Annotated in this window: 18 protein-coding genes, 1 pseudogene and 1 riboswitch; of the genes and pseudogenes, 13 read left to right on the top strand and 6 right to left on the bottom strand. The window is 67.8% G+C overall.

Annotation, left to right across the window (positions count from 1 at the left end; genetic code table 11):
• Positions 1-55 precede the first annotated feature (55 nt).
• The 6 genes from G6N58_RS08210 to G6N58_RS08185 all read right to left on the bottom strand — a co-directional run bounded on the left by G6N58_RS08210 (position 56) and on the right by G6N58_RS08185 (position 7913).
• Complete coding sequence (locus G6N58_RS08210; RefSeq protein ID WP_115279063.1) at positions 56-2137, bottom strand: PhoX family protein; 2082 nt, start codon at positions 2135-2137, stop codon at positions 56-58.
• 129 nt (positions 2138-2266) lie between these two features.
• Positions 2267-4189, bottom strand: a complete 1923-nt coding sequence (locus tag G6N58_RS08205) for a DNA/RNA non-specific endonuclease (RefSeq protein WP_115279064.1) — start codon at positions 4187-4189, stop codon at positions 2267-2269.
• A 67-nt stretch (positions 4190-4256) separates the two neighbouring features.
• The gene (locus G6N58_RS08200) at positions 4257-5144 is read right to left on the bottom strand and encodes an Rv0045c family esterase (RefSeq protein WP_115279065.1); all 888 of its coding nucleotides are present in this window, start codon (positions 5142-5144) and stop codon (positions 4257-4259) included.
• An 85-nt stretch (positions 5145-5229) separates the two neighbouring features.
• Complete coding sequence (locus G6N58_RS08195; protein ID WP_068919373.1) at positions 5230-6303, bottom strand: inositol-3-phosphate synthase; 1074 nt, start codon at positions 6301-6303, stop codon at positions 5230-5232.
• 44 nt (positions 6304-6347) lie between these two features.
• Entirely contained in the window at positions 6348-6893 is a 546-nt protein-coding gene (locus tag G6N58_RS08190) for a PadR family transcriptional regulator (RefSeq protein WP_068919372.1), read from the bottom strand.
• Between the two features lie 153 nt (positions 6894-7046).
• Positions 7047-7913: a DUF1707 SHOCT-like domain-containing protein gene (locus tag G6N58_RS08185; RefSeq protein WP_115279067.1), complete on the bottom strand. Its 867-nt coding sequence runs from the start codon at positions 7911-7913 to the stop codon at positions 7047-7049.
• Between the two features lie 117 nt (positions 7914-8030).
• On the opposite strand from G6N58_RS08185, the gene G6N58_RS08180 reads away from it, so the two are divergent.
• The 13 genes and pseudogenes from G6N58_RS08180 to dnaB all read left to right on the top strand — a co-directional run bounded on the left by G6N58_RS08180 (position 8031) and on the right by dnaB (position 22230).
• Positions 8031-8453 carry a DUF5318 family protein gene (locus tag G6N58_RS08180; protein WP_083231184.1) on the top strand — a complete coding sequence of 141 codons (423 nt, stop codon included), beginning with the start codon at positions 8031-8033 and terminating at the stop codon, positions 8451-8453.
• Entirely contained in the window at positions 8446-10899 is a 2454-nt protein-coding gene (locus G6N58_RS08175) for a transglycosylase domain-containing protein (RefSeq protein WP_083230991.1), read from the top strand. Before G6N58_RS08180 ends, G6N58_RS08175 begins: the two co-directional genes overlap by 8 nt.
• Positions 10896-12488 (top strand): annotated as a pseudogene (locus tag G6N58_RS08170) (glycosyltransferase family 87 protein); the annotation flags it as partial. The gene G6N58_RS08175 and the pseudogene G6N58_RS08170, both read left to right, overlap by 4 nt.
• A riboswitch (cobalamin riboswitch) is annotated at positions 12471-12605 on the top strand. (Overlaps the previous pseudogene by 18 nt.)
• 32 nt (positions 12606-12637) lie before the next feature.
• A complete protein-coding gene (locus G6N58_RS08165; protein ID WP_232067785.1) occupies positions 12638-13591 on the top strand; it encodes an ABC transporter substrate-binding protein in 954 nt (317 codons plus the stop codon).
• Positions 13588-14226 (top strand): (2Fe-2S)-binding protein, encoded by a 639-nt coding sequence (locus G6N58_RS08160; RefSeq protein ID WP_115279068.1) that lies wholly within the window; start codon positions 13588-13590, stop codon positions 14224-14226. The genes G6N58_RS08165 and G6N58_RS08160 overlap by 4 nt, the downstream gene beginning before the upstream one ends.
• Positions 14223-15239 carry a FecCD family ABC transporter permease gene (locus tag G6N58_RS08155; RefSeq protein ID WP_115279069.1) on the top strand — a complete coding sequence of 339 codons (1017 nt, stop codon included), beginning with the start codon at positions 14223-14225 and terminating at the stop codon, positions 15237-15239. The genes G6N58_RS08160 and G6N58_RS08155 overlap by 4 nt, the downstream gene beginning before the upstream one ends.
• Entirely contained in the window at positions 15236-16012 is a 777-nt protein-coding gene (locus tag G6N58_RS08150; protein WP_115281652.1) for an ABC transporter ATP-binding protein, read from the top strand. The genes G6N58_RS08155 and G6N58_RS08150 overlap by 4 nt, the downstream gene beginning before the upstream one ends.
• A 138-nt stretch (positions 16013-16150) precedes the next feature.
• Entirely contained in the window at positions 16151-17542 is a 1392-nt protein-coding gene (locus G6N58_RS08145) for an aldehyde dehydrogenase family protein (protein WP_115279070.1), read from the top strand.
• A 121-nt stretch (positions 17543-17663) separates the two neighbouring features.
• Positions 17664-17954, top strand: a complete 291-nt coding sequence (gene rpsF / locus G6N58_RS08140) for a 30S ribosomal protein S6 (RefSeq protein WP_068919366.1) — start codon at positions 17664-17666, stop codon at positions 17952-17954.
• A 98-nt stretch (positions 17955-18052) separates the two neighbouring features.
• Positions 18053-18565 (top strand): single-stranded DNA-binding protein, encoded by a 513-nt coding sequence (locus G6N58_RS08135; protein ID WP_115279071.1) that lies wholly within the window; start codon positions 18053-18055, stop codon positions 18563-18565.
• A 43-nt stretch (positions 18566-18608) separates the two neighbouring features.
• On the top strand, positions 18609-18869 hold the full coding sequence (rpsR, locus tag G6N58_RS08130; RefSeq protein ID WP_068919364.1) for a 30S ribosomal protein S18: 261 nt from the start codon (positions 18609-18611) through the stop codon (positions 18867-18869).
• Positions 18870-18884: 15 nt separating this feature from the next.
• Positions 18885-19343 carry a 50S ribosomal protein L9 gene (gene rplI / locus G6N58_RS08125; protein WP_115279072.1) on the top strand — a complete coding sequence of 153 codons (459 nt, stop codon included), beginning with the start codon at positions 18885-18887 and terminating at the stop codon, positions 19341-19343.
• Between the two features lie 481 nt (positions 19344-19824).
• On the top strand, positions 19825-22230 hold the full coding sequence (dnaB, locus tag G6N58_RS08120) for a replicative DNA helicase (RefSeq protein WP_163908005.1): 2406 nt from the start codon (positions 19825-19827) through the stop codon (positions 22228-22230).
• Positions 22231-22283: the final 53 nt, after the last annotated feature.

Below are 22283 nucleotides of genomic sequence, written 5' to 3'. Positions count from 1 at the left end.
GCCATTTCGGCGCGCTGGTAACCGCTGTGCGGTCACCAGCGCGCCGAAACCCGGGTCAGACGCCGATGTTGCCGCCGTCGCGCCACACCGCCACCACCGAGGGCCGGGCGGTGCCGTTGTCACCCTCGGGCCACCGCGACAGCGGGTCGTCGATGCTGTTGTCGTCGTTCTCGCCGGGGTGCTGCACGCACACGGTCACCAGGTCGTCCATCACGATGGGCCCACAGGTCTCCGCACCCAGCGGCACGGTCAGGAACTGCTTGGTCTCACCGCGGTTGGGACCGTCCAGCGCGACCGCGAACAGCCCGTCGTTGGAGTCCAGCGCGTTGCCGTCGGTGGAGATCCACAGGTTGCCGTGGCTGTCGAAGGCCAGATTGTCCGGGCAGGAGATGGGGCTGACCTTGGTCTTGTCGAAGCCCCCGAAATAGGTGTCGGCTGCGGCCGGATCACCGCACACCAGCAGCAGGTCCCAGGTGAACGAGGTGCCGGCGTGGTCGTCGGTGAGTTCGAGCACCTGGCCGTTCTTGTTGTCGTTGCGGGGGTTGGCCGCATCGGGGCCGGCTTTGCCCTCGGCGCCGCGGTCGCTGTTGTTGGTCAGTGCCACGTACACCTTGCCGGAGACCGGGTTGGCCTCGAAATCCTCGGGCCGGTCCATCTTGGTGGCGCCCACCTTGTCGGCGGCGAACCGGGTGAAGACCGCGACCTCCTGCGGGCTGATGCCGTCGACCAGCGACTCGGCTTGCCCGCCGGGCCCGGACCGCAGCAGCGGGATCCAGGTGCCGGTGCCCGCGAAGGAACCCGACGACGGCAACTCACCGGATCCGTCGATCTCGCTGTCCGGGATGTCGCTGGTGAGCTGCGCGACGTAGAGCGTGCCCTCGTCGAGGATGGTCATGTTGGCCGCGATCGCCTCGGGCGAGGTACCCGGCTGGATCTTCTTCGACGAGACGAACTTGTACATGTAGTCGAAGCGCTCGTCGTCGCCGGAGTAGGCGACGACGGTGCCGTCATCGGTGACGAAGATGTTGGCGGCCTCGTGTTTGAACCGCCCGAGAGCCGAGTGCTTCACCGGAACCGATTCGGGGTCCCACGGGTTGACCTCGACGACGTAGCCGAACCGGTTGACCTCGTTGGGGGAGGCGATGACGTCCCAGCGGGGGTCGAAGGTCTCCCATTTACGTTCGGTGGGTTCGACTTTCACGCCGTAACGGTCCAGACGGTCGGCGTCGACGGGTCCGGGTGCGGGGGCGCCCTCGGGGGCGCCGAAGTAGCTGTTGAAGTTCTCCTCGCCGGACAGCACGGTGCCCCAGGGCGTCACCCCGCCGGCGCAGTTGTTGACGGTGCCCAGCACGGTGCGACCGGTCGGGTCGGCGGCGGTCTTGACGAAATCGGTGCCGGCGGCGGGGCCGGTCAGGGTGAAAGGGCTGTCGGCGGTGATGCGCCGGTTGTAGCGACCCATGACCGGCTTGAGGCCGTCGGCGGTGCGTTCCACTTCCACCACTGTCAACCCGTGTGCGGCCACGCCGATCTCGAACTGGTCCCTGGTGGGAGCGTCGGCGTCGTAGCCGGTGTGCATGAACTGCTCGGTGGTGTATTCGTGGTTGACCACCAGCAGGAAGCGGTTGGGTGAGCCCTCGATGGGCAGCAGTCCGGCGAAGTCGTTGTTGAAGCCGAACTGTCCGCGCTGCGCGGCGGCGGTCTGGTTGGCGACGTCGAAGGCCGGGGCGCCGGGCAGCACCGGGTCACCCCAGCTGATCACCACACCCTGGCGATATCCGTCCGGGATCACCACGGCGTCGTCGCTGTTGGGTGCCACCGCGGCAAAGTTCATGCCGGGCAACGGCTCCAGTTCGGCCGGGGCGGCACTGCTGGATGTGCTTGCTGCGGTGGGCGATTCGTCAGTAGAGCAGGCGGCCAGCAGCGAGCCGCCGCCGACGGCCAGCACGGCCACACCGCCGGCCTGCAGCACGGAGCGCCGCGACATCGCCTGGCGCACCACGTCGCCGAAATAGGCGTTGTCGGTCTTGTTGGGAGCGGGGTGGGCGCACTGGTCGCCGCACTTGTAGCGACAGGTGATGCGTTGCCGGGATGACTGCCCGTTGTGATTGACGAACAGGTTCAACGGCACGATCGCCATGGCTGATGGTCCTTCCGCAGACAGATACCGGCCGGGGCTGAGGCCGGAACAGGGCGGAAAGTTACGGGAGCTGGGCAAGCAGTTGTCAATCACAAGGTGAACAACGGGCAACGACATCCCCGGGTCGGGTCACAACACCAGGTCGACGGCGCGCAGTATCTCGCGGGGCAGCGCCAGGGCCTCCAGCCGTTCCAACGGGTCGGCCGCGGTGTAGGAGGCCAGATCCAGGCCGGTGAGCTGCGCGATGGTGGCCACCGGCACCTGGAAGGTGCGGTAGGCGCTGAAGGAGAAGGCCTCCCGGCTCACCACCGAGTCCAGCAGCGCGGCCTGGCTGAGCAGGTACCCGGTGCACGACAAGGTGCCGTCGGCCTTGATCATCGACACCACCTTCCAGTACTGCCGCGGCAGCAGCACGCCCCGGTAGGGCGGGTCGTCGTCGGCCAGCACCGGCCCGATCAGCACGCTGACCGCCAGCCGATGGTTGTCGGCGTTGGTCAGCACGTAGTCCTCCAGGCCCAGCCATTTGGTGGCGCCGGCGTTGAAGTCGTGGTGCTGGGGTGCGCAGTTGGTGAAGTGGAAGGTGTCGGCGTTGGCGGTCTCGGCATCCGGGCCCCAGGCGGGGTCCAGCCGGCGGACCAGGTGCCCGCGATCCAGGGGGTTGTCCCGGTACACGGCCTCGCCGGTCTGCTGGTCGGCGGGCAGGCGCGGGTCGAGGATCCAGCGGTCCCGCTGCCGCTCTATCCGGGTGATCGGCCCCTGGATGTTGACCGCGGTGTAGGCGGCCAGCCGACGTGCGGTGTTCATCCGAACGCTGAAGTGCAGATACTTCAGCTCCGGGGACAGCGCCACCCCGGGACCGGGCGACGGCAGCGGCAGCGTGGGGCCCAGGAACTGCGGATCGTAACCGCCGCGGTCGGAGTAGTCGGTGCGCTGTGCTTCCACGGCCGGGGCCACGTCGGGTTTCGGAGTGCCGATGGCGCGCACAATGGTTCCGTCGTAACGGATTTCGATGGACATGGCCGTCATGGATTCGGGTTTGGGCAGTGTCACCGCAGACGGTCGGACCGGTTCGGGCGAGGTGTGCACCGGCAGATCGGTGTCGACGATCGCGCGAAGGTCCGGTGCCAGTTGCGCCTGGGCCAGGAAATGCAGGATGCGGCTGATCCGCACACCTTCATTGACGAACTTGTACGTCGGGTTGGTGGGCGTGGCGACGCTGGCGTGGTGCAGCGCGATCACTTCCCACTGGTTGTTGAACACCGGGGAGCCCGACGAGCCCGGCTGGGTGTCGGCCTCGTAGTGCACGTGCAGTTCCGGGATGTCGATGGTCTTGTTCTCGCGCAACACGATCTGCTTACGCTCCCCACCGGGGTGCTGCACGATCGTCACGGGCTCGCCGATCGTCACCGTGCCTTGCGCGGCGGTCAACGGGTTGTAGCCGAACTGCGTCAGCTGCTCTGCCGGGGCGTCCACGGCCACCAGCGCGAAGTCCAGGCCGGCGTCGGCGACGAAGAACACCCCGGGGGCGAACCGCAGGGGCACGGGTTGCAGGGGGAAGCCACCGGGCCCGTCCTGATAGTTGAACTCGACGTAGCTGCGCTGCGCGGTGACGGCATCGGGCAGCACGTGGTGATTGGTCAGCATCAGCCGCGGTGACACCATGAACCCGGTGCCGAAGCCGCTTGGCCCGGTGGCACTTCGGACGTTGATCCGGCCGATGGCCCGCGCCGCGGCCACCCCGTCCTCGAGGTAGCGCACGCTGAGGAAATCGGCGGTTCCCACCACCTTCTCGAGCGTCGCCGGGCTCACCTCGGCGACGGGCAGCAGCGACTGGGCACGGTACTTGCTCATCCGCTGACAGCGGCGTTCCACCCGCAGCGGATCGTTGGCGCGGGCGATGCCGTCGGGGCCCTGCAGCGCCTGCTCGTTGGCGGCGCGTTCGGCTTCGCGGTGCCGGATGCGTTCGGCGGCCGCCTCCTGTTGCTCGCGGTGCAGTCGGTCGAACTCCGATTCCGCCTGCGCCTGTGCGGCGGCGTCTTCGATGACGGTCATGGCTTCCCCCTCGGTGTGCCGTGCGTCGAACCTGTCACGCGCACAGGGGGAAGTCGTGCGTAGTGCGCTACCCGAGTACGTCGCGCAGGATCTCGACCAGGCGCAGCGGTTGATCGCTCTGCACCGAGTGCCCGGAGTTCTCGACGACGATGGTGCGCTGGAATCCGGGTGCCTCGGCGGCGAACTGGGCGGCGTCGTCGTCGTTGACGAAGAACGAGTGCGCGCCGCGGACCAGGGTCGTGGGCATGGTGATCGACGCGACGTCATCCCACAGGCCGTCGAATCCGTCCGCCTTGCGGAAGGAGTCGTAGCGCCATGTCCAGGTGCCGTCGTCGAGACGTTTGGAGTTGTGGAACACCCCGCGCCGCAACGAATCCCGGTCTCGGTGTGGTGCGGCGGCCACCGTCACCTCGAGCATGGCGGCGAAGCTGGGGAAGGTGCGCTCACCTTGGACCAGCGCCACGGTGCCCTTCTGGGCGTCGGTCATCTGGGTGTGTCGTTCCGGTGCCGACGGGGTGACGTCGACCAGCAACAGCTGCGGCACCAGGTCGGGAGCGGTCGCGGCGATGCGCAGCGCGGTGAGTCCGCCCAGCGACATCCCGACCACCAGGGTTGGGTCCGGAGCGTGCTCGCGCAGCAGGGGGATGATGCTGGCGGCGGCCAGCTTCGGGCCGTAGTCGCCGTCCTCGCGCCAGGCGGAGCGGCCGTGCCCGGGCAGGTCGATCGCCAGCGCCGGTTCGCCCAGGCCCAGGATCACGGTGTCCCAGGTGTGCGCATTCTGCCCGCCGCCGTGCAGGAACACCACGCGAGGCGGGCTCTCGCCGAACTTGAGGAAGCTGATCGCCCCGGCGGCGAGGCGTTGCACCGGCGGGACGGTCGGGACGCCGGCCTGGGCGGCGTTCTCCGGCAGCAGGGCGAACTCGTCGAGACCGGGCAACTCGTCGTCAGAGACCACGCCTGCGAACCTATACGTTGACACTGCGTTCACCGCGACGAAGTGCGAGTAATCGTCGCGGTGAACGCAGAGTCAACGAGAAAACTCAGCCCTCGATGAAGTTCTCGAGCTGCGCGCGGGCGATGTCATCGGCCAGCTGCTTGGGCGGGCTCTTCATCAGGTAGGCCGACGCGGCTTCGACGGGGCCGCCGATGCCGCGGTCCTTGGCGATCTTGGCGGCGCGCACCGCGTCGATGATGACGCCGGCAGAGTTGGGGGAGTCCCACACCTCGAGCTTGTACTCCAGGTTCAGCGGCACGTCACCGAAGGCGCGGCCTTCGAGGCGGACGTAGGCCCACTTGCGGTCATCGAGCCAGCCGACGTGGTCGGACGGGCCGATGTGCACGTCCTTGGTGTTGAACTCGCGCTGCAGGTTGGAGGTGACGGCCTGGGTCTTGGAGATCTTCTTCGACTCCAGCCGCGAGCGCTCCAGCATGTTCAGGAAGTCCATGTTGCCGCCGACGTTGAGCTGCATGGTGCGGTCGAGCTGCACGCCGCGGTCCTCGAACAGCTTGGCCATCACGCGGTGGGTGATGGTGGCGCCCACCTGGCTCTTGATGTCGTCGCCGACGATCGGCACGCCGGCGTCTTCGAACTTCTTGGCCCACACCGGGTCGGAGGCGATGAACACGGGCAGGGCGTTGACGAAGGCCACGCCGGCATCGATGGCGCACTGGGCGTAGAACTTGTCGGCCTCTTCGGAGCCGACGGGCAGGTAGGACACCAGGACGTCCACCTCGGCGTCCTTGAGGGCCTTGACCACATCGACGGCTTCAGCGTCGGACACCTCGATGGTCTCGGCGTAGTACTTGCCGATGCCGTCCAGGGTCGGGCCGCGCTGCACGATGACGTCGGTGGGCGGCACGTCGGCGATCTTGATGGTGTTGTTCTCCGAGGCGAAGATGGCCTCGGACAGGTCGAAGCCGACCTTCTTGGCGTCCACGTCGAAGGCGGCGACGAACTTCACGTCGCGCACGTGGTAGCGCCCGAACTTCACATGCATCAAGCCGGGGACGCTGGCGTTCTCGTCGGCGTCCTTGTAGTACTGCACACCCTGCACCAGCGAGGACGCGCAGTTTCCGACGCCGACGATCGCGACCCGGATGTCCTGGTCAGTCATGGACGTATCCCTTCAATCAGATAACTGCTGTGTTGTGACGTTGTTTACGGCTGGTCGGTACGGCCGTTGGCGACGCGCTCGGCGGCGATGAGCTCGTTGAGCCACTTCACCTCGCGCTCGCTGGATTCCAGCCCGAGTTGGTGGAGCTGACGGGTGTACCTGTCGAACGAACTGCTGGCCCGCGCGACGGCTTCGCGGAGACCTTCGCGGCGCTCCTCGACCTGGCGGCGGCGGCCCTCCAGGATCCGCATCCTGGCCTCGGCCGGGGTGCGGTTGAAGAAGGCCAGGTGCACACCGAATCCGTCGTCGGTGTAATTCTGCGGACCCGTGTCGGCCACCAGCTCGTTGAACCGCTGCCGCCCGGCATCGGAGAGCTGGTAGACGCGGCGGGCCCGCCGCACCTTGGTGGTTCCCTCGGGAGCTGCATCCTCGACGATGAGCCCGTCGGTCTGCATCCGGCGCAGCGCCGGGTACAGCGAACCGTAGGAGAAGGCGCGGAATGCACCCAGGAGTCCGGTCAGCCGTTTGCGGAGTTCATAGCCGTGCATCGGTGATTCGAGCAGGAGACCGAGAATCGCGAGTTCCAACACCCCAATCACCTCCCTGTTCGTCCGTTACGGCGGTTCGACACCTCGGCAAAGTGTATCGCGCCGATATATACACCGCTACATCGGGAACACGCCCAATCGATCGAATGGGCCCGGAAGTGCGAAAACGAACCGGCGAAACGTCGGTCTCGGCGCCTACGAACTGGGGTACGAGACCCGCTTGATCTGCCCGTCGCCACCCAGCACCAGATAGCCGCTGTTTCCGAACTCAGGGGACACGTAGATGCTGATCTCCAGAGCGTCGGGGCCGGCGGTGATGTCATCGCTGGGGCCAATCGTCATGTAGACGGTCTCCACCTCGGCCGGGTCGATGCCCAGGGTTTCCGGGGCGCCGCGCAGGATGCCGACAAAGGTGGGGATGTCGAACGCCGCCAGGTCCACCACCCGGGCGTCGCTGCCCATGCTGGTCTCCGACGGGTCGTCGAAGCCACCCCGGTAGGAGTACCTCAGGGCCCGCCGCGGCTCGGCCGGGTCGGCCCGCTCCAGCGAGGCGTAGTCGGAGTAGATCGTCAGGTCGTAGCCCATGGTGTCGCCGAACGTCTGGCGCATCTGCTCGAACAGGCCGGTCAGCCCGCCCAGGGAGTGCAGTTGCCGCGGCGGCGTGAGCACCGTCGCGGGCACGCCGTCGGACTTCGCCCCGGGGTCGGTCTGAAAACTCAACGGCGAGCTGGTGTTGCCGTACAGACCCCACCCGATACAGATGCCCAGCACCACCAGCACGCCGGCCACCGCAGCGCGCAGACCCCAGCCGGCGCCCGGTCCGACACCCGCGCTCACGGGCTTCTTGAGGTCGGGCAGTTTGACAGGCGAATTCTCGATCTGCAGATCGGCGACCAGTGCCTGCAGCTCGCCCAGGGTGGCGGCGGTGGTGGCCGCGGCCACTCGTTGTCGGTGCTCTTCCATCGAGAGCTGACCGTCGGCCAGCGCGCCGTCGAGCACGGTGCAGGTGTCGTTGCGATTGGTGTCTTTGGCCCGTGTACCAGCTGTTTGACGCGTTGCCACGCGATGATCGTAGGAGACCCCGACAGCAGGCGTCAGGTGTTGCGGTGACGGTAAGACGATGCCCGGCCCCGGCCCGTCCCGCCTCGATGCCCGAGGGCCCGACGTACTCTTGTGATCGTGCGATTACAGCGACAGGTGGTGGATTACGCGCTTCGGCGACGATCCCTGCTGGCCGAGGTGTATTCCGGCCGCACGGGCGTCTCCGAGGTCTGCGACGCCAACCCCTACCTGTTGCGCGCCGCCAAGTTCCACGGCAAGACCAGCTCGGTGATGTGCCCGATCTGCCGCAAGGAGCAGCTGACGCTGGTGTCCTGGGTGTTCGGTGACCACCTGGGGCCGGTGTCGGGATCCGCTCGCACCGCCGAGGAACTGGTGTTGCTCGCGACCAAGCACGAAGAGTTCTCCGTACACGTGGTGGAGGTATGTCGAACCTGCAGCTGGAACCATCTGGTCAAGTCGTACGTGCTGGGTCTGCCCCGCACCGAGAAGGCGCCGCGCACCCGGACAGCGCGCAAGGGCGCGCGAACGGCCAGTGAGTAACCCGGGACGGCACGACAGGTCGGCTTCTGAGAACCAGCGCGGGTCAGGGGCCGGTCCTGCGCACGCCAGATCCGAGCGTGAGACCCGTCGTCTGCCATCGCCCCCGCAGCACCGCCAGGACCAGCGGCCCACGTCGGTCATCCCGCCGGTGCGCGACGTCCCCGATCCGCGCCTGCGTGACCCGATCGATGTGGTCAAGGCCGCCCTCGACGGCACCCCGCCGCCCAAGCCGCCGCACGGCGGCGGCCGGCCGCCGGGTGGCGGAGAGCCGCCGCAGAAGAAGCCGTTCCAGATCAACTGGAAGTGGGTGCGCCGCGGCGCGGTGATCTCGGCCGCAGTGCTGATCCTGTTGCCGATCATCACGTTCGGCATGGCCTACTTCATCGTCGAGGTGCCCAAGCCCGGCGACATCCGCACCGCCCAGGTCTCGACCATCCTGGCCAGCGACGGCTCCGAGCTGGCCCGGATCATTCCGCCCGAAGGCAACCGGGTGGACGTCAACATCGACCAGATCCCGGTGTCGGTGCGCGACGCGGTGATGGCAGCCGAGGACCGGGACTTCTACTCCAATCCGGGCTTCTCCTTCACCGCGTTCCTGCGCGCCGCGAAGAACAACCTCACCGGCGGCGATCTGCAGGGAGCGTCCACCATCACCCAGCAGTACGTGAAGAACGCGTTGGTCGGTGATGCCCGCTCCGGTATCGGCGGTGTGATCCGCAAGGCCAAAGAGCTGGTGATCTCCACCAAGATGTCCAGCGAGTGGTCCAAAGACCAGGTGATGCAGTCGTATCTGAACATCATCTATTTCGGTCGCGGCTCCTACGGAGTGGCCGCGGCGTCGCAGGCCTACTTCGCCAAACCCGTCGAACAGCTCACCGTTGCCGAGGGGGCGCTGCTGGCCGCGCTGATCCAGCGGCCCTCGGCCCTGGACCCGTCGGTGGATCTGGAGGGCGCGACGGACCGGTGGAACTGGGTGCTCGACGGCATGGTCGAGATCGGGGCGCTGTCCCCGCAGGACCGCGCGGCCCAGGTGTTCCCCGCCACCATTCCGCCGGATCAGGCGCAGACCGCCAACCAGACCACCGGGCCCAACGGCCTGATCGAACGTCAGGTGATCGCCGAACTGCTGGATCTGTTCGACATCAACGAGCAGCAGCTCAACACCGAGGGTCTGCAGATCACCACCACCATCGACCCGAAGGCGCAGGCCGCCGCCGAGGCCGCGGTCACCGAGACGCTCGAGGGCCAGGACCCCGACATGCGCTCGGCGGTGGTGTCGATCGATCCGAAGACCGGAGCGGTGAAGGCCTACTACGGCGGTGCCGACGCCAACGGCTTCGACTTCGCGCAGGCCGGCCTGCCCACCGGCTCGTCGTTCAAGGTGTTCGCCCTGGTTGCCGCCTTGGAGCAGGGCAAGGGACTGGGCTATCAGGTGGATTCGTCGCCGCTGACGGTCAACGGCATCCAGATCGGCAACGTCGAGGGCGGTAGCTGCGGCACCTGCAACATCGCCGAGGCGCTCAAGCGATCGCTCAACACCAGCTACTACCGCCTGATGCTGGAGCTCGAGAACGGCCCGTCGGATGTGGCCGACGCCGCTCATCGCGCCGGGATCGCGGAGAGCTTCCCCGGGGTGGACCACACCCTCAGCGAGGACGGCCAGGGCGGCCCGCCGAACAACGGTGTGGTGCTCGGCCAGTACCAGTCCCGGGTGATCGACATGGCCTCGGCGTACGCGACGCTGGCCGACTCGGGGGTCTACCACCGGCCGCATTTTGTGCAGAAGGTGGTCAACTCTGCGGGCCAGGTGCTCTTCGACGCCGCCAACCAGGACACCGAAGGTGAGCAGCGCATCGACAAGGCGGTCGCCGACAACGTGACCGCCGCCATGCGGCCCATCGCGGGATACTCCAACGGACACAATCTCGCCGGTGGGCGTGCGTCGGCCGCCAAGACCGGCACCAACCAGCTCGGCGACACCGGCGACAACCGGGATGCCTGGATGGTGGGGTACACGCCGTCGCTGTCGACCGCGGTCTGGGTGGGCACCACCGACGGCACCAAGCCGCTGGTGAACCAGTGGGGTTCGCCGGTGTACGGCTCGGGTCTGCCGTCCGACATCTGGAAAGAGACGATGGACGGCGCCCTCGAGGGCACCGACGACGAGGACTTCCCGCAGCCGACGGAGATCGGCGGCTATGCGGGCGTCCCGGCCGCCCCGCCGCCGCGGCCCACTCCGACGGCCCCGCCGACGCCGCCGCCCGGCACCGTCATCCAACCGAGCATCGAGCTCGCGCCCGGCATCACCATCCCGCTGGGCCCGCCCACCACCGTGCCCGCGCCCGCGCCGGGTGCTCCGCCGGTGCCGGGTGACCCCAACGCGCCGGTCCCGCCGCCAGGTGACCCCAACGCGCTTGTCCCGCCGCCGGGTCCGCCGGCTCCGTGACGGAGCACGTCTCCCCGCAGCCGGTGGCTGCGGATACGCGCAGTGCCGACGACCGTGACCTACCCACCCGCACCGATCCCATGGTCGCGGCCATGTCCGACGTGGTCGGCGGCCCGGTGGGACGGCACGCGCTGATCGGCAGGCAGCGGTTCTTCACGCCGCTGCGGGTGATCTTCGCGATCGCCCTGGTGTTCATGGCGTTGGGCTGGGCCACCAAGTCCCCTTGTCTGCAGACCGTCGGCACCGGCACATCGGACCAGCGGGTGGCCAACTGGGAGAATCAGCGCGCGTACTACAGCCTCTGCTATTCCGACACCGTGCCGCTGTACACCGCGGAACTGTTGAGCCAGGGCAAGTTCCCGTACAAGTCCAGCTGGCTGGAGACCGACGAGAACGGCCAGCCCCGAACGCAGTACGACGGCACCGCCGCGGTGCGCTACATGGAGTATCCCGTGCTCACCGGGGTGTACCAGTACGTGTCGATGGCGCTGGCCAAGACCTACTCGGCGCTGTCGCGGGCGGTGTCGTGGCCGGTGCTCAACGGCGTCGCCGAGGTGGTGATGTTCTTCAACATCGCCGCCTTCGGGTTGGCGCTGGCGTGGTTGACCACGGTGTGGGCCACCGCGATGCTCGCCGGCCGGCGCATCTGGGACGCCGCGCTGGTGGCCGGCTCACCGCTGCTGATCTTCCAGATCTTCACCAACTTCGACGCGCTGGCAACGGCTTTCGCGATGGGCGGGCTGTTGGCGTGGGCCCGCCGAAAGCCGGTGCTGGCCGGTGTGCTGATCGGCCTCGGGGTGGCGGCCAAACTGTATCCGCTGCTGTTGCTGTTGCCCATCGTGGTGCTGGCGCTGCGGTCCAACCGGCTGGCCGAGGCGGGGAAGACCGTTGCTGCCGCGCTGGCCGCCTGGCTGGTGGTCAACCTGCCGATCATGCTGCTGTACCCGGCGGGGTGGGCCGAGTTCTTCCGGCTCAACAGCCGACGCGGCGAGGACATGGACTCGCTGTACAACGTCTTCGGCAGCTTCACCGGCTGGCCCGGTTTCGACACCGGGCTGGGGTTCTGGGAACCGCCGATCATTCTCAACACCATCACCGCGGTGCTCTTCGGGTTGTGTTGTGCCGCAATCGTCTACATCGCACTCACGGCGCCGCAGCGGCCCCGGCTGGCGCAGTTGGCGTTTCTGGTGGTGGCGGCGTTCCTGCTGACCAACAAGGTGTGGAGCCCGCAGTTCTCGTTGTGGCTGGTACCGCTGGCGGTGCTGGCGTTGCCGCACCGGCGGCTGCTGCTGGCCTGGATGACCATCGACGCCCTGGTGTGGGTGCCGCGGATGCTGTTCCTGTTCGGCGAGCAGAACAAGGGGCTGCCGGAGCAGGCCCTCACCACCACCGTGCTGCTGCGCGATCTCGCGGTCATCGGCCTGTGTGTCCTGATCATCCGCCAGATCTACCGGCCGGCTGATGACCTGGTGCGCAGCGGCGGCCGGCTCGACGATCCCGCCGGCGGGCTCTTCGACCGGGCCCCCGATGCCGCCCCGTCATGGCTGCCGTCCTGGTTGCGCCCCCGATCGGTTACTGTCAGCACTGTCGGCTCAACCGCCGACTCCGATGGGCAAGCAGGAAGCCGGTGCGAATCCGGCGCGGTCCCGCCACGGTGACCGGGTGACAACCCGGAAGTCCGATACTGCCCCCACCGGACAATCTGCCCTGGGACGAGGACATCCCGGATGGAGTCAGTGTGTCTGTGCGCTTCTGCGTTGCCTTTCTCATCACCACGGTGCTGCTCGCCGGCTGCGGTTCACCACCGGCCGATAGCGCCACAGCATCGGCCATCGACAACTGCGGGGTCGAGGTCGTCGTCGACCAGCCACCCACCCGGGCTGTCGGGTATTACCAGCACGCCACGGAGCTGATGCTCGCACTGGGCCTGCAGGATTCGATCGTCGGCAGGGTGTACCCGGACAATCCGCCGCTGCCCCGATACGCCGCGGCCTATGAGGCGATTCCGGACATCTCGGACAAGGACGCCTCGTTCGAACAGCTGATCGCGGTGGATCCCGACTTCATCTACGGCGGTTACCGCAGCGCCTTCGACGACGCGCAGGGCCGGTCCCGGACGGCGTTCGCCGATGCCGGCGTCACCACCTACCTCAACCCCGAATACTGTGCCACCGCCCCGATCACGATGGACGACGTCTACGCCGAGGTCGCCCGGATCGCCGAGATCTTCGGGGTGCCCGAACGGGCCGGCGCCCTCACCGACGAGATGAAGACCAGCGTCGCCCGCGCCAGTGCTGCCGTGCAGGACGTGACCCCGCTGCGGGCGTTCGTCTACGACTCCGGTGACGACACCGCATTCACCGCCGGCGGTCAGGGGATCGGTAACCAGATCCTCGAACTGGCCGGTGCCACCAACGTTTTCGCCGACCTGGACGACACGTTCGCCGACGTGTCCTGGGAGCAGGTCATCGCGCGGGATCCCGAGGTCATTGTCATCTACGACTACTTCGGCACGCCGTCGGTGGAGGAAAAGAAGGCGTTCTTGACCGGCAGGCCGGAACTGGCCGGGGTCACCGCGATTCGCGACCGTCGATTTGCGGTCCTCACCCTGCAGGACGCGGTGCTCGGCATCCGCGCACCGCAGGCGGTCGGGGAACTGGCCGCTCAGTTGCACCCGGACAGCTTCCGGTGACCCTGGCCGCCGCCCTGTCCCGGGCGGCCCGCTACGGCGACTACTTCGCCACCCACGACAGCGGCGCCATCCCCGCGTTCGACATGGATGCCGCGGTGCGCGCCACGGCGGCGCGGCTCGGCGCCACCGAAACCCGGGTGGCCGCCTCGGCTCTGCAGTATGAGTTCGCCGAACGCCTGTGGACGGTATCGCTGGGGACATGGGCCATTGCCCGGCAGGTGCTCGATCTGGGGTCGCTGCGCTATGGCAGCGTTCACGACGGCAGGCTGGCGGTCGGCTTCACCACGCTGTCAGGCACCTCCGCCACCACCGCCGAGGAGACGGCAGAGTTGTTGTTTCACAACGTCGTCGACATCCAGCTCGCGGCGTTTCACCGGGAGCTCCGATCAGCGGTCAAGATGGCTGACGGACTGCTGTGGGGCAATGCGGCCACCGCGCTGGTGCTGGCCACCCGTTCGGCCAGCCGGGTCCGGTCCTCGTACGCCGCGACAGCCCTGCTGTTGCAACGAGCGCCGCTGGCGGGTCGGCTCACCGGCCCCATCGCGACACCGAAACGCCGCAGCTGTTGTCTGTACTACCGGACTGCTGCCGGACGCACCTGTAGCGACTGTCCGCTGCCGAAAGTGCCTGCGTGAGAGGTCATCCGCCGTATGCCGTGGTGATCCTGGTGCTGGTTGCGCTGCTTGCCGGCTCGGTGGTGGCGGGATTGGCCGTCGGTTCGGTTGCGGTCCCGCCGGGAGAGGTGCTCAAAGCCCTTCTGCAGCAGCCGGTTGCGCCGCAGTACCAGAGCATCGTGATGCAGGCCCGTGCACCCCGGGTGCTCCTGGGCGCGGTGGTGGGTGCGGGCCTGGGCGTCGTGGGCATGGCGTTGCAGGCGCTGGTGCGAAATCCGCTGGCCGACCCGTATCTGCTGGGGGTGTCGTCGGGTGCGTCCGTCGGAGCAGTGGCCGTGATCCTCACCGGCGCCATGGTCTTCGGTGCCGCGTCCACGTCGGTCGCCGCCTTTCTCGGTTCCCTGGCAGCCCTGGTGGTGGTGTACCTGCTGTCGCGCGCCGGTGGCCGCATCACCACCACCCGCCTCGTCCTGGCCGGGGTGGCGGTGGCCTACGTCCTGTCCGCGGTCACCAGCCTGATGCTCATCCTGGCCCGCACCGGGGACCAGGCCCGGCAGGTGCTCACCTGGCTGCTCGGCGGCCTCGGCGGTGCGGACTGGCGGTCACTGTGGCTGCCGGCCGCCGCGGTGACCGCCGGCGTGGCGGTGCTCCTGGCACAGTCGCGCACCCTCAACGTGCTGTTGGCCGGCGACGAGGCCGCCGTCACGATGGGCGTGGACACCAACAGGTTTCGCGTGCAAATGTTCATCCTGACCTCCCTGATCACCGGAACTCTGGTGGCCGTCAGCGGTCCCATCGGCTTCGTGGGGCTGATCCTGCCGCACGCCATGCGCCTGGTGGTGGGCAGCGACCACCGCCGGGCGCTGCCTGCCACCGCGCTGGCGGGCGCGTCGTTTCTGGTGCTCGCCGACCTGGCCGCCCGCACTCTGGCCGCACCGCAGGAGATTCCAGTGGGTGTCCTCACGGCGCTGTGCGGGGGTCCGTTCTTCCTGTGGCTGATCCGGCGCGACGCGCGCCGGGCGGTGGCGGCGTGACCGCGGCCCGCATCGAGGCCCGTGGGGTGTCTGTCCGGCTCGGCGGCCGGGTGGTGGTCGACGACGTGTCGGTGGTGGCAGACCCGGGCGCGATGGTGGGCATCGTGGGTCCCAACGGGTGCGGCAAGTCCACCCTGCTGCGGGCGCTGGTCCGGATCCTGGCGCCGTCGGCCGGGCAGGTGTTCCTGGACGGGGTGGACGTGGCCGCTCTGTCGAGTCGGCAGTTCGCCCGCAGCGTCGCGGCGGTACTGCAGGACAGTGCAGGCGATTTTGATCTGCGGGCCAACGATGTGGTGGCCATGGGACGTGCTCCGTTCAAGAGGGTCTTTCAGCGTGACGATGCCACCGATGACCGTCTGGTGGCCGAGGCACTGGGACTGGTCGGGGCGGGGCACCTGCGTTGGCAGCCGTTTGCCCTGATGTCGGGCGGGGAGCGCCAGCGGGTGCTGATCGCGCGGGCTCTGGCCCAGCAGCCGAGGTTGCTCGTGCTCGACGAGCCGACCAACCATCTCGATATCCGCCACCAATTCGACGCACTGGCGTTGCCGCGGCGCCTGGGGGTCACCGCTGTGGTGGCGCTGCACGATCTGAACCTCGCCGCGCACTACTGCGATGTGGTGTACGTGCTCCAGCAGGGCCGGGTGGTGGCATCCGGTCCGCCCGAGGTGGTTTTGGCTCCGGACCTGCTCGCCCGGGTCTATGACGTCACCGCCGCCGTGGCACCCAATCCGGTGACGGGGCGCAGCCAGGTGAGCTTCGACCCGGACCGGTGACGGTAGCGATTGCTGGGGTGACGCCGCATCGCGGAATGGTCCTGTCAGAGCTACCTGTGCAGGGTGTTGCGATTGTGCGAGCGGCGATGGTGGCGCTAACATCTGCTAGCACGGTGAGCGCCTGAGGAGACGAAGACTGTGGTCGGGACCGACGGCGAACTCGAAGCGGTGCTGCGCGCATCGGCTGCGGCGGCCCCGGCGGCCCGCCGCGCCCCCGCGAAGACCAGGGCTGCTTGGCTCAACGCCATTGCCGACGGTCTGGACGCCAACGCTGAGTACCTGGTGGCGATGGCCGCTCACGAGACCAGGCTCCCCATCACCCGGCTTCGAATCGAACTGCGCCGCAGCGCATTTCAGGCCCGCCTGTTTGCCAAGCGGTTGCTCGCCCGCACGCTGTTCGACGTCCGCGTCGACCACGAGGACCCGGACTGGCCGCTGGGCCCCCGACCGGATCTGCGGCGCGGGTACGTCGCAGTGGGCCCGGTCCTGGTGTTCGCCGCGGGCCACTTCCCGTTTGCGCTCTCGGTGGCGGGCAGCGACACCGTCAGCGCGCTCGCCGCAGGCTGCCCCGTGGTGGTCAAAGCGCACCACGGGCATCCGGACGTTTCGCGGGCAATCGCCCGGGTCGTTGCTGAGAGGTTGGCCGGCATCGACGCCCCTACAGGGTTGTTCGGACTGATCGAGGGTCGCCGGGACGGCGCGGCGGCGTTGCAGGATGCCCGGATCCGGGCCGCGGCATTCACCGGGTCGAGGGTCAGCGGACGCACACTCTTCGATCTGGCGATGTCACGGCCGGACCCCATCCCGTTCTACGGGCAGCTGGGCAGTACCAATCCCGTCCTGGTGACCCACGCGGGGTGGCGGGAGCGCGCCGACATCATCGCCAAGGAGTTCGTCGACGCCTTCACCGTCGACGCCGGGCGCTTTCGTACCCATCCCGGGGTGGTACTGGTGCCTGACCTGCGGGATTTTCTTGCGCGGCTTGATATCCCGGAGATCGGGCCGCCGCTGGGCCGTGGTGTGGGTGACGGGTTTGCGGCCACTGCCGACGCCGCGGCGCATCACCCGGGGGTTGAGTTGGCCATCATCGGCCCGGCGGCCAAGAGCGCGCCCGGCGCCCGGGTCCTCGCCACCACCGCTGGGCAGGTGCTGGCCGATCCCAGCATCATCGGCTCCGAATTCTTCGGTCCCGCTGCGCTGTTGGTGGGCTACAGCGACCAGGCCGAGGCGCACCGCGTGCTCGAGCTGTTCGAGGGCATCTGGGCGGCCACCGTCCAGGGCGGTGCGGAGATCGACGCGCAGGCGGCGGTTGCGCTCGATCTGTTCGCCGAGCGGGCGGGCCGGGTGATCTGGAATCAGTGGCCCACCGAGGTGGCGGTCACCGACGCCCAGCAGCACGGCGGACCCTGGCCCGCCGCCACCGTCCCCAGCGCCACCGCGGTGGGCACCGCCGCTGCGCTGCGGTTCGTCCGCCCGGTCGCGTTCCAGAACATGCCGCCGGCCGGACTGCCGGTCGAGCTGCAGAGCTGAACTGCGGCGATTTCAGTTCACCAGGTGTTTTCCTGTAACCTGGCCCGGTTGCCGACGCAGGCGACCCTCCTGCCACGGACACGCCGTGGCCGCAACGACCATAGGAGGTGATGGGTTCCTCATGCGTCCATACGAAATCATGGTCATCCTCGACCCCACACTCGACGAGCGCACTGTTGCTCCGTCGCTGGAGACGTTCCTCAACGTCATCCGCAAAGACGGTGGATCGGTCGACAAGGTGGATATCTGGGGCCGGCGTCGCCTGGCCTACGAGATCGCCAAGCACGCCGAAGGCATCTACGCCGTCGTCGACGTGAAGGCAGAGCCCGCCACGGTGTCCGAGCTCGACCGTCAGCTCAGCCTGAACGAGTCGGTGCTCCGCACCAAGGTGATGCGCACAGATAAGCACTGATAAGGAACGTGTGCGTCACAGCGCTGCCGTAGGTTGGCCTGCGACCGCGTTGTGCGAACATCGATCCAGCTTGGATCCAAGGGACCTGGAGGACACCAGTGGCTGGTGACACCACGATCACAGTCGTCGGAAATCTGACCGCCGACCCGGAACTGCGCTTCACCCCGTCGGGTGCTGCCGTCGCCAATTTCACGGTGGCGTCGACTCCCCGCATCTACGACCGTCAGAGCGGTGAGTGGAAGGACGGAGAGGCACTGTTCCTGCGCTGCAACATCTGGCGGGAAGCCGCCGAGAATGTTGCCGAGAGCCTGACCCGGGGGTCGCGTGTCATCGTGACCGGCCGGCTCAAGCAGCGCTCGTTCGAAACCCGCGAGGGTGAGAAGCGCACCGTGGTCGAGGTCGAGGTCGAAGAGATCGGGCCCTCGCTGCGCTACGCCACGGCCAAGGTCAACAAGGCCAGCCGTTCCGGCGGTGGCGGCGGCGGTGGCTTCGGTGGTGGCGGCGGCGGGAGCTCCCGTCCGGCGGCCTCGTCCGCTCCGGCCGAGGACCCGTGGGGCAGCGCCCCCGCGTCGGGTTCCTTCGGTGGGGCCGACGACGAGCCTCCCTTCTGAGTCCAGAACTCAACACAAAGTTTGAATCTGAAAGAGAAACACTATGGCTAAGTCCAGCAACAAGAGGCGGCCGGCGCCTGAGAAGCCGGTCAAGACCCGCAAGTGCGTGTTCTGCTCCAAGAAGGGCGGGGCGAACATCGACTACAAGGACACCAACCTGCTGCGTACCTACATCAGCGAGCGCGGCAAGATCCGTGCCCGCCGGGTCACCGGCAACTGCGTCCAGCACCAGCGCGACGTCGCGGTGGCCGTCAAGAATGCCCGCGAGGTGGCGCTGCTGCCCTTCGGGTCGGCCACGCGCTAAAGGGGAACCAGGATCATGAAACTCATTCTCACCGCAGAGGTGGACCACCTGGGTACCGCCGGCGACACCGTTGAGGTCAAGGACGGCTACGGCCGCAACTACCTGCTGCCGCGCGGGCTGGCCATCGTGGCCACCCGGGGCGCGCAGCGTCAGGCCGACGACATCCGTCGGGCCCGCGACACCAAGGCCGTCCGCGACCTGGACCACGCCAAGGAATTGAAGACCGCCATCGAGGCGCTGGGCACCGTCCAGCTCACCGTCAAGACCGCCGGTGCCTCGGGCAAGCTCTTCGGTTCGGTCACCCAGGCCGACATCGTGTCCGCCATCAAGAAGGCCGGTGGACCGGCCCTGGAGAAGCGGACCGTGCACCTGCCCAAGGCCCACATCAAGGCCACGGGTGCGCACAGCGTCGAGGTGCGGTTGCACAGCGACGTCACGGCCACCGCGTCGCTCGACGTGGTTGCCGCCAGCTGACCCGCTGACCGTCTCAGCGTCATCCGCCCCGGTGCGAGCCATACCAGCTTGCACCGGGGCTTCGCTGTCTTTGTGGCGAACTGATCATGTTGCCGCTTCGGCAGCGAACATAACGTGCTGTTAACCCGGGCCTCAGGCGCACGCAATACAACACGCCCGGAACCGCAACCGGCGCCGACACGCCGTGAAGTTTTCCATCCACAGCGCCGCGCCCGTTCTATGGTGCGTTTATCTGCAACAACCGGGAAAAACTCGCGCGTTCTCCACAGGTTCTCCCCAACCCCTCAACATCGTTGTCCACGTCTATCCACACACCGTCCACAGGTCTATCAACAACCGCCATTGGACCAGGCTCCAGCAACCGTCTAGCGTCATGCGGGCGCATCGCGGGGCCGGGTTTTGTCGGAGCCTTGACCTAATCTGCGGAACCATGGAATCGAACGTGAGTTCGAGAACGTCTGGGAGGAGGCGGGAGCGCGGTATGGCCGTTGTGGATGATCTCGGGCACTCCGAACGCGATGCACCCCCACCAAGTGAAGACTTCGGTCGTCAGCCTCCGCAGGACATGGCGGCTGAGCAGTCCGTGCTCGGTGGGATGCTGCTGAGCAAGGACGCCATCGCCGATGTGCTCGAACGACTCCGGCCCAACGACTTCTACCGCCCGGCGCACCAGAACGTCTACGACGCGATCCTGGACCTGTATGGCCGCGGCGAGCCGGCTGACCCGGTCACGGTGGCCGCCGAGCTGGATCGCCGCGGGCTGCTCAAACGTATCGGTGGGGCCCCCTACATCCACACCCTGATTTCCACGGTGCCCACCGCGGCCAACGCCGGCTACTACGCCGACATCGTGGCCGAGAAGGCGCTGCTGCGACGTCTGGTGGAGGCCGGGACCCGGGTGGTGCAGTACGGCTATGCCGGTGCCGAGGGCGCCGACGTGGCCGACGTCGTGGACCGGGCCCAGGCGGAAATCTACGAGGTGGTGGAGCGCCGGTCCTCCGACGACTTCGTGGCCTTGGAGCATCTGCTCCAGCCCACCATGGACGAGATCGACGCCATCGCCTCCAACGGCGGCCTCGCCCGCGGTGTGCCCACCGGGTTCACCGAGCTCGATGAGGTCACCAACGGCCTGCACGCCGGGCAGATGTGCATCGTGGCGGCCAGGCCTGGTGTGGGCAAGGCGCTGGCCCTCGATACACCGTTGCCGACGCCGACCGGCTGGACCACCATGGGTGAGGTCGCCGTGGGTGACGAGTTGGTGGGCCCGGACGGCCTTCCGACCCGGGTGGTGGCCGCGACCGAGGTCATGCTCGGTCGACCCTGCTATGAGGTCGAGTTCTCCGACGGCACCGTGATCGTCGCCGACGGTGAGCACCAGTGGCTGACCGATACCCGCGCCTCGCGCAAGTCGGCCCAGGCCGCCGCTGCGGGCTACAACCGCTCTCGCAACCAGCGCACCCTCGCCGCGGTACGCACCACCGAGGAGATCGCGCGGACGGTGCGCTGCGCCACCGCGGATCGGCGTCTCAACCACTCGGTGACCAATACCAAGGCGATTCGGCTGCCGGCACAGGACCTCCTGGTGCCGCCGTACACGCTGGGCGCGTGGTTGGGCGACGGCACCACTGCCGCTGCGCAACTCACCTGCGCCGATCCCGAAATCATCATGCAGATCGAGGCCGAGGGCATCGAGGTAAGCCGGTCTGCCCAGGCTGCGTTGCAGGCCCGCCTGCGCACGGTAGGGGTTCTCGGCAACAATCACATCCCGGTCGCCTACCTGCGGGGGTCTGAGGCGCAGCGGCGCCGGCTGCTGGCGGGTCTGCTCGATACCGACGGAACGGTCACGGCCGGTGGCAGCGTGCAGTTCTCGGTCACCGACCAGCGGTTGGCAATGGATGTACGGGAACTGGTGGTGAGCCTGGGATACCGGGTCCACGTCAGCACCAAGCGGGTCCACGGTCGACGTGAAACCTCGTCGACCGCCTACACGCTGACGTTTGCCACCGACGACACGGTGTTCGGCCTACCGCGAAAAGCTCTGCTGCACAAAGAACGACGTGCCTCCGCAAGCGAGGTGCGTTCCGGTAGCCGATTCATCTGCGACGTCCGGCGCATCGAGTCCGTCCCGGTGCGCTGTGTCGAGGTCAGCAACGAGTCGCACATGTACCTTGCGGGCGAGTCGATGGTGCCCACCCACAATTCGACTCTTGGGCTGGATTTCATGCGGTCCTGCTCCATCAAGCACCGGATGGCCAGCGTCATCTTCTCGCTGGAAATGAGCAAGTCCGAGATCGTCATGCGCCTGCTCTCGGCCGAGGCCAAGATCAAGCTGGGCGACATGCGCTCCGGGCGGATGACCGACGACGACTGGACCCGGCTGGCCCGGCGGATGAGCGAGATCAGCGAGGCGCCGCTCTACATCGACGACTCGCCGAACCTCACGATGATGGAGATCCGCGCGAAAGCCCGGCGCCTGCACCAGAAAGCGGACCTGCGGCTGATCGTCGTGGACTACCTGCAGCTGATGAGTTCGGGCAAGAAGATCGAGTCGCGGCAGCAGGAGGTCTCGGAGTTCTCCCGAAACCTGAAACTGATGGCCAAGGAGCTCGAAGTTCCGGTGATCGCGATCAGTCAGCTCAACCGTGGCCCCGAGCAGCGCACGGACAAGCGTCCCCAGGTCTCCGACCTCCGTGAGTCAGGATCGCTGGAGCAGGACGCCGACATGGTGATCCTGCTGCACCGGCCCGACGCCTTCGACCGAGACGACCCGCGCGGCGGTGAAGCCGACATCATTCTGGGTAAGCACCGTAACGGTCCGACGAAGACGATTACCGTTGCGCACCAACTGCATTTCTCGCGGTTCACCAATATGGCGCACGGGGGATAGCGGGCGGGCCAGCCGCCAGGGTGTGGCTTCTCAGGTTTGATGTCCAATTCTCA

The organism is Mycolicibacterium tokaiense (assembly GCF_010725885.1).
In the GTDB taxonomy this organism is placed as follows: Bacteria; Actinomycetota; Actinomycetes; order Mycobacteriales; family Mycobacteriaceae; genus Mycobacterium; species Mycobacterium tokaiense.
The sequence above is the reverse complement of the archived record's forward strand: the minus strand, read 5'-3'. Positions and strand labels throughout refer to the sequence as shown.

Coding starts and splice junctions, on each gene's coding strand:
- G6N58_RS08195 (WP_068919373.1), bottom strand. CDS start 6,303: ATGACTGACCAGGACATCCGGGTCGCGATCGTCGGCGTCGGAAACTGC.
- rpsR (WP_068919364.1), top strand. CDS start 18,609: ATGGCTAAGTCCAGCAACAAGAGGCGGCCGGCGCCTGAGAAGCCGGTC.
- rplI (WP_115279072.1), top strand. CDS start 18,885: ATGAAACTCATTCTCACCGCAGAGGTGGACCACCTGGGTACCGCCGGC.
- G6N58_RS08210 (WP_115279063.1), bottom strand. CDS start 2,137: ATGGCGATCGTGCCGTTGAACCTGTTCGTCAATCACAACGGGCAGTCA.
- G6N58_RS08205 (WP_115279064.1), bottom strand. CDS start 4,189: ATGACCGTCATCGAAGACGCCGCCGCACAGGCGCAGGCGGAATCGGAG.
- rpsF (WP_068919366.1), top strand. CDS start 17,664: ATGCGTCCATACGAAATCATGGTCATCCTCGACCCCACACTCGACGAG.
- dnaB (WP_163908005.1), top strand. CDS start 19,825: ATGGCCGTTGTGGATGATCTCGGGCACTCCGAACGCGATGCACCCCCA.